Source organism: uncultured Bradyrhizobium sp. (genome assembly GCF_936943645.1).
In the GTDB taxonomy this organism is placed as follows: domain Bacteria; phylum Pseudomonadota; class Alphaproteobacteria; order Rhizobiales; family Xanthobacteraceae; genus Bradyrhizobium.
Map to the genome: position 1 here is coordinate 65,324 of NZ_CAKZJO010000047.1, position 6,870 is coordinate 72,193.

Genomic DNA, 6,870 nt, shown 5'->3' on the forward strand with positions numbered 1-6,870 from the left:
ACCCGCCGCGGCGCGGGAATCGTCCCGTGCGGCGGTATTTCCTGCAGTTTGGCGCAGCTCGTTCGCAGCTCGTTCACTTTGATTGTCGGTTTGCAGCGCGCAATAACGACCACTTAGGCGATCGCCATTCATAAAGTTACCGGGAGAAATAGGCAGAATGCCCGGGAGCTGAGATCGTGCCGACGACACTCGCGCGCACATTTGCGGCGTTGAGCGCCATCAACGAAGCGATTCTCTATGCGAAATCGCCGGACGAGCTGTACCAGAAGGTCTGCGACGCCGGGTTTTCGAGCGGGGACTTCCTGGCCGTGGCCGTGTTCCTGGTCGAGCCGGGCGGCAGCCGATTGCGGTTCGCGGCCGGCTGCGGCGACGACCTTCCGCGGCTGCGCGCGATCACGATCACGACCGAAGCCGGAGCACCCGAGGGATCGGGCGTCGGAGGCGAGGCTTTTCGCGAGCAGAAGCTGTGCATCAGCAACGACTACCTGAATGACCCGCGCTCGATGGCGTGGCGCGCGGGGGCGGCCACGGCCCATATCGGTGCGGCTGCGGCGCTGCCGCTGCTTTGCAACGGCCGCAGCGTCGGCGTGCTCTATGTGACCCGCAGCGAGCCAAATTCGCTCAACGAGCAGATGGTCTCGCTGTTCGAGCGCATGTCGGCCAACATTTCCTACGTGCTGGACAATTTCTCGCGCGAGACCGCGCAGCAGACCAGCGAGCGGGCGACGCGCCGGCTCAACCGCATGTTCGGCGCCCTTAGCGCCACCAACGAGGCCATTCTGCGCGCCAGGACCGAGCGGGAGCTGTATCAGCTCGTGTGCGACGCTTCCGTCCATGGCGGCAAGTCGCTGGCGACGATCGTCCTGCTGAAGGAGCAGGACTCCCACTGGCTTAAACCCGTCGCCGGCTCGGGGCAGAATCTGGAGCTCGTTGCCCAGACCAAATATTCCGTCGATGCCGCCAATCCCTATGGCCGCGGCATTTCCGGCAACGTCTTCCGCAGCCAGAAGCCCTTTGTCGAGGACGACCTCGTGAGCCGCACGAAGGGAACGCTGTGGGAGCAGGCCAATGTCAACGCAGGTGTCGCAGCCTGCGTCGCGGCTCCGCTGGTCAGGTTTGGCGAGAGCGTCGGCGTCGTCCTGTTCTTCATCAGCAAGTCATGGGCCAAGGACGACGAGGTCGTTGCACTGCTGCTGCGCATGGCGGAGAACGTCTCGTTCGCGATCGAGAATTTTCACACGGAGTCCGAGAAGGCCAGAATCGCTGCGGAAGAGGAGCGGCTGGCGCGCATGTATGCGGCGCTCAGCGCCACCAACGAGGCGATCCTGCGGGCGCGGTCGCGCGCCGAACTGTTCGATCTCGTCTGCGAGGCGACGGCAAAGGGCGCCAAATTCACCTCGGCCAACATTGCGCTGGTCGACCGTGACGCCGAGCTGCTGCGTGTCGTCGCCAGCTATGGGCCGAACGCCGAGCAGGTTCGCAACTTCAAGTTCTCCATCTCGGAGGAGGTGGCGGAAGGTCGCGGCCTGACCGGCACCGCTTTCCGCACGCGCCAGCCCGCCGTCAGCAACGACGTGCTCGCCGACGAGCGGATCGCGCCATGGCACGCCAGCGCCCGCCGCACCGGCATCGCCTCCTCAGCGGCCCTGCCGCTGTTCAACGGCGAGCGCGTCGAGGGCGTGTTCCTGTTCAACTCTCCGGAGCGCGGCACCTTCACGGACGAATTCGTCGAATTGCTGCGCAAGCTCCAGGCCAATGTCGCCTTCGCGCTGGAGAATTTCGACCGCGCCGAGGAAAAGGCCAAGGCGGAAATGCAGAGCAACCGCCTCCGCGGCATGCTCGAGGCGCTGAGCGCGACCAATGAGGCGATCATGCGGGTGAAGACCCGCGCCGAGCTGTTCGAGGTTGTCTGCGAGGCCGCGGTGCTGGGCGGTACGTTCTCATCCGCGACGATCGCGCTGGTCGACGACAGCGGGCACTACCTCGACATCGCCATGACCAAGGGCGAGAGCTGCGGCCTCATCAAGGACTGGCGCTTCTCGACGTCGGTCGGCGACCCCGAAGGCCGCGGCCTGACCGGCACCGCGTTCCGAACCCGGACGCCTTGCATTACCAATGAGCTTCTCACCGATATCCGCACCCTGCACTGGCACCATATCGCACGGGCCCAGGGCACGAAATCCGGCGCCTGCTTCCCGCTGCTCAGCAACGGCAGTGCGGCGGTCGGCGTGCTGCTGTTCCTCTCGCCGGACGAAGGTACGTTCACGCCGGACCTGATCCAGCTGCTCGGACGTCTCGCCGAGAACGTGTCGTTCGCCCTCGACAATTTCGATCGTGCCGAGGAAAAGGCCCGCACCGAGGCGCAGAAGGAGCGCCTGACGCGGATGTTCGCGGCCCTCAGCGCGACCAACGAGGCGATCATGCGGGCGAAGTCGCGCGCCGAGCTGTTCGATCTCGTGTGCCTTGCGGCCTCGAATGGCGCCAAGTTCACCTCGACGACCATCGCGCTGGCCAGGGCCGACAGCGATCAGCTGGAAATCGTGGCGAGCGCAGGCCCGTCCGCCGACACGACGCGGAACGTCCGCCTCTCCGTCGATCCGGAGCGGCCCGAGGGGCGCGGCATGAGCGGCACCGCGTTCCGCACCCGCCAGCCCTGCATCAGCAACGACTATCTCAACGACCAGCGTGTGAGCGCCTTCCATGCCGTCGTGCGCGGCGACGGCGCGCGCTCGGGCGCGGCGTTTCCGCTCATCGTTCACGACCAGGCGGTCGGCGTCATGATCTACATGTCGACCGAGCCGGCCACCTTCACGACCGAGTTCGTCGAGCTGTTACAGCGTCTTGCCGACAACGTATCCTTTGCGATGGAGAATTTCGATCGCGCCGACGCCAAGAACCAGGCGGACGAGCGGATCGAATACCTCGCTTCGCACGACAGCCTGACCGACCTTCCGAACCGCGAAACCTTCAACGCGCTGTTGCGTGAGGCGATTCACGCGGCAGAGCGGCACGATCATCGTTTTGCGTTGCTGTTCATCGATCTCGACCGCTTCAAGGTCATCAACGATTCGCTGGGGCACGAGGCCGGCGACCTGCTCCTGCTCGAAGTGGCCAATCGCCTGCGCGGCGCGCTACGGACCAGCGACGTGGTGGCGCGGCTCGGCGGCGACGAGTTCGTGGTGATCCTCGATCAGTGCGGCGAGATCGACGACGTTCAGCGCATCGCGACCGAGCTCTTGACCGCGCTCGCCCAACCCATGGAGCTCGCCGGGCACGAGTGCCACACCACGGCGTCGATCGGCATCGCGATGTATCCGGCGAATGGTTCCGATGCGCAGACGCTGACCAAGAACGCCGACATGGCGATGTATCTCGCCAAGGAAGACGGCAAGAACGGCTATCGCTTCTTCTCCAACGAGGTGAAGACGCAGTCGATCGAGCGGCTGTCGCTGGAGAGCGCGCTGCGCCGGGCGCTGGAGCGCGGGCAGTTCTCGCTGAACTACCAGCCGAAGGTGGAGATGGAGACCGGCCAGATTACCGGCGTCGAGGCGCTGCTGCGCTGGACGCATCCCGATCTCGGCAGCATCTCGCCGGCGCAATTAATTCCGCTCGCGGAGGAAACCGGCCTGATCGTGCCGATCGGCCGCTGGGTGCTCAACGAGGCCTGCGCGCAGGCCATGGCCTGGCAGCGCCGCGGCCTGCTTCCGCTGTCAATGGCGGTCAATTTGTCGCCGCGCCAGTTCGCCGACGAACATCTGCTGCAGGACGTCGACGAGGCGCTCGCCGCCAGCGGCATGTCGCCGGTGCTGCTGCAGCTCGAAGTCACCGAGAGCATGATGATGCGCAATGTCGGCCGGGCGCTGAAGGTGCTCGACGCCATCCAGAGCCGCGGCATTCGCCTCGCCATCGACGATTTCGGCACCGGCTATTCGTCGATGTCGCTGATGAAGCACTTCCCGATCGACACCATCAAGATCGACCGCTCCTTCGTGCGCGACCTGCCGCAGGATTCCGAAGACCAGGCGATCGCACAGGCGATCATCAGCATGGGCAAGGCGCTCGGCATGACCGTCGTCGCCGAAGGCGTCGAGAACGCCGAGCAAGAGGCATTCCTGCGCACCCATGGCTGCGACGAGATGCAGGGCTTCCTCATCTCCAAGCCCTTGCCGGCCCGGCAGATGGCTGAGCTGCTGCGGCCGATGGTGCTGCCGGTTGCCCCGCCGCTTCAGCCGGAGTCCGACGTTGTCGTTACGGAAGCCGCGTCCTCACGGCTGAAACGCGCCGTGGTCTGACCGCTGCGGCGAGCCAGGCGTTAGAGCATCCAGCCTAGCGCGACTTGAGCGGATGCGCCGTTTGGTGCCAGGCCCAGGCAGTGCGGATCACCGTTGCCAGGTCGGAATGGCGCGGCACGAAATTCAGCACCTTCTTGGCGGCGGAAGGATCCGCCACCAGATAGGTGGGATCGCCGGCGCGGCGCGGCTTGACCGTGTGCGGCACCTCGCGCCCGGTCTCCTGCTTGATCGCGTCGAGGATCTGACGCACCGAGAAGCCGGCACCGGTGCCGAGATTGAAGCTGCCGCCGGCATGGCCGCCTTCCAGAAGCTTCAGGGCCGCGACATGCGCCGCCGCGAGGTCGGTGACGTGGATGTAGTCGCGGATCGCGGTTCCGTCGGGCGTGTCGTAATCGTCGCCGAACACAGCGAAGTCGACATGGCCCTGCAGCGCCATCATGGCGCGGGGAATGAGGTGGGTTTCATTGTCGCGCAGCTCGCCGATGCCGCCCGAGGGATCGGCGCCGCTGGCGTTGAAATAGCGCAGGCAGAACGCGCCGAAGCCGTAGGCCGAGCGGTAATCGGCCAGCATCCGCTCGATCATCCATTTCGATGCGCCGTAGGGGTTGATCGGTGCGCAGGGAAAGTCTTCCGGCAGCTCCTTGGAATCGGCATTGCCGTAAACCGCGCCGGTCGAGGAGAACACGATGCGGTGGCAGCCTGCGTTCCGCATCGCCTGCAACAGCGACAGGGTTCCCTGCACATTGTTGACATAGTATTTCTGCGGATCCGTCATGGACTCGCCGACCAGGCTCGCCGCCGCGAAATGCATCACGGCCGTGATCTTGTGGTCGGCGAAGGCGCGTGCCAGCGCCGCGCCGTCGAGCAGATCGCCCGTCACCAGGGGGCCGGCAACGAAGCTGCGATGGCCTGTCGAGAGATTGTCATAAACCACGGGCTCGTAGCCGGCAGCGGTCAATGCGCGGCAGGCATGCGAGCCAATATAGCCCGCGCCACCTGTGACGAGGACAGTCGGTCGATCGGTCATGTCGTCTTGTGCTCTTCTTAGCGGAAGGGTCGGTTGCGGCTGAAGAGAAGATAGAGCGCGCGGGGGTTGGTGGTCAAATAGCGCCAGAACAGGCGGCGCGGTTCGAGCAGCGTGCGCCAGGCCCATTCGAGCCCGATCTTCTGCATCCATTGCGGCGCGCGGGAGCGGCTGCCCGACAAGAAGTTGAACAGGCCTCCGGATGTCTTGATAACGCCAACATTGGTGAGGTGCGGCGTGAATTCCTTCACGAATGCCTGCTCATTGGGCACGCCGAGCGCGACCCACAGATAATCAGGCGCAAGCGCGTTGATCTCCTCGACCTTCGCGCGCAGCGCGTCGCCGCGCAGATAGCCGTGGCTGTAGCCGACGATCTTGAGGTCGGGATAGAGCTTCTGGACGTTCTCGACCGCCGCGATGTTCTCGTCCTCGCTGGCGCCGAACATGTAGAAGGTGCGGCCGACCACTTCCGCCTTGCGCGCGACCACGTGGAACAGATCCGTGGTTGCGACACGCTCGGGCAACGGAAACCAGGATTGCAGCTTCGAAGCTGCCACCAGCGGCTGGCCGTCGGCATTGATCAGGTCGGCGGCGCGGAACAGGTGCTCGGTCTGCGGCTCGGTCGAGCAGCGTGCCAGAACCTCGCCATTGGCCGAGGTCAGGAACAGCGGACGGCCGATGCGATTGTCGGGATCGGTCGCCTCGATCATGAAATCGGCGGTGGCTTCCAGGTCGATTGCGGCCATGCGGAGCCCGCCGACGGTGATCCGCGGGACCTCGGCCGTCGCTGCCCGTCCATCAATGTTGACGCGGCGCTCAAGCATATTGTCTGCCTCGCTGGCGCGTTTCGACCGCCGGCGTGAGCTCGTCGAGCACGACGCCGACGAGCTTGCGCTCGGCGCGGCTCGAATCCGCCACCTCGGCCAGGTAGCTGCGATAGGACAGCGGCACGCCGAAGTTGGCCAGCACGTTGCGGCCGTTGGCCAGCATGATGAAGAACTTCTGCACCCGGCCGGCCTGGATGCTGTCGGCGAAGATCAGGCGGAACAGCGAGGTCTCCTGGCCCGGGCTGCGGCCCCAGAAGATCGACACCGGCACGATCTGCACGTCGTAGTCCGCCGTCTTCGCCGCCACCTCCAGCAGCCGCGACAGCTCCGAGCGCCGCGCCCGGCCGCGCAGCACGAAGGCCTCCAGCAGCGCCGGCAGGTACATCACCGCGGCGCGGTTGGCGCTGGGCAGGGCCCGCTCCGAGCGCTGCGGCCGCGGCAGGCCCTGCTCGCGGCAGATGCGGTCGAGCGCGAACAGGTCGATCCAGCTGCGCTGCGGCAGCACGTAGCACACCGGCTTGTGCGGATCGAGTTCGAGCGCGCTGCCCGGCGCCGACGGCACCACCAGGTAGCGCATCGAGACGATGAAGGGGCGCGCGATCGGCCGCACCAGGGCGTAGGCGCAGGCGACGAGGAAGTTGAAAAGTGCGGTCATCATGGCTTGTGGGGCGGATTATGGGGCAAGGGCCGCCCCCGGCGTCAGCTTTTTTGCGCCGCGGGATTGACC

The 6,870-nt window shown here is 65.7% G+C and carries 4 protein-coding genes; 1 reads left to right on the forward strand and 3 read right to left on the reverse strand.

Annotation, left to right across the window (positions count from 1 at the left end):
- Positions 1-176: 176 nt before the first annotated feature.
- Positions 177-4,292, forward strand: coding sequence for a GAF domain-containing protein (locus Q0743_RS07810; RefSeq protein ID WP_298240988.1), 4,116 nt, complete (start codon positions 177-179; stop codon positions 4,290-4,292).
- A 34-nt stretch (positions 4,293-4,326) separates the two neighbouring features.
- On the opposite strand, the gene galE is transcribed toward Q0743_RS07810, so the two are convergent.
- Genes galE through Q0743_RS07825 form a run of 3 tightly spaced genes read right to left on the reverse strand, consistent with a single transcriptional unit; the run spans position 4,327 to position 6,798 of the window.
- The gene (gene galE / locus Q0743_RS07815) at positions 4,327-5,319 is read right to left on the reverse strand and encodes a UDP-glucose 4-epimerase GalE (protein ID WP_298240989.1); all 993 of its coding nucleotides are present in this window, start codon (positions 5,317-5,319) and stop codon (positions 4,327-4,329) included.
- Between the two features lie 17 nt (positions 5,320-5,336).
- Positions 5,337-6,140, reverse strand: a complete 804-nt coding sequence (locus tag Q0743_RS07820; protein ID WP_298240990.1) for a WecB/TagA/CpsF family glycosyltransferase — start codon at positions 6,138-6,140, stop codon at positions 5,337-5,339.
- Positions 6,133-6,798 carry a hypothetical protein gene (locus Q0743_RS07825; protein ID WP_298240991.1) on the reverse strand — a complete coding sequence of 222 codons (666 nt, stop codon included), beginning with the start codon at positions 6,796-6,798 and terminating at the stop codon, positions 6,133-6,135. The genes Q0743_RS07820 and Q0743_RS07825 overlap by 8 nt, the downstream gene beginning before the upstream one ends.
- Positions 6,799-6,870 lie beyond the last annotated feature (72 nt).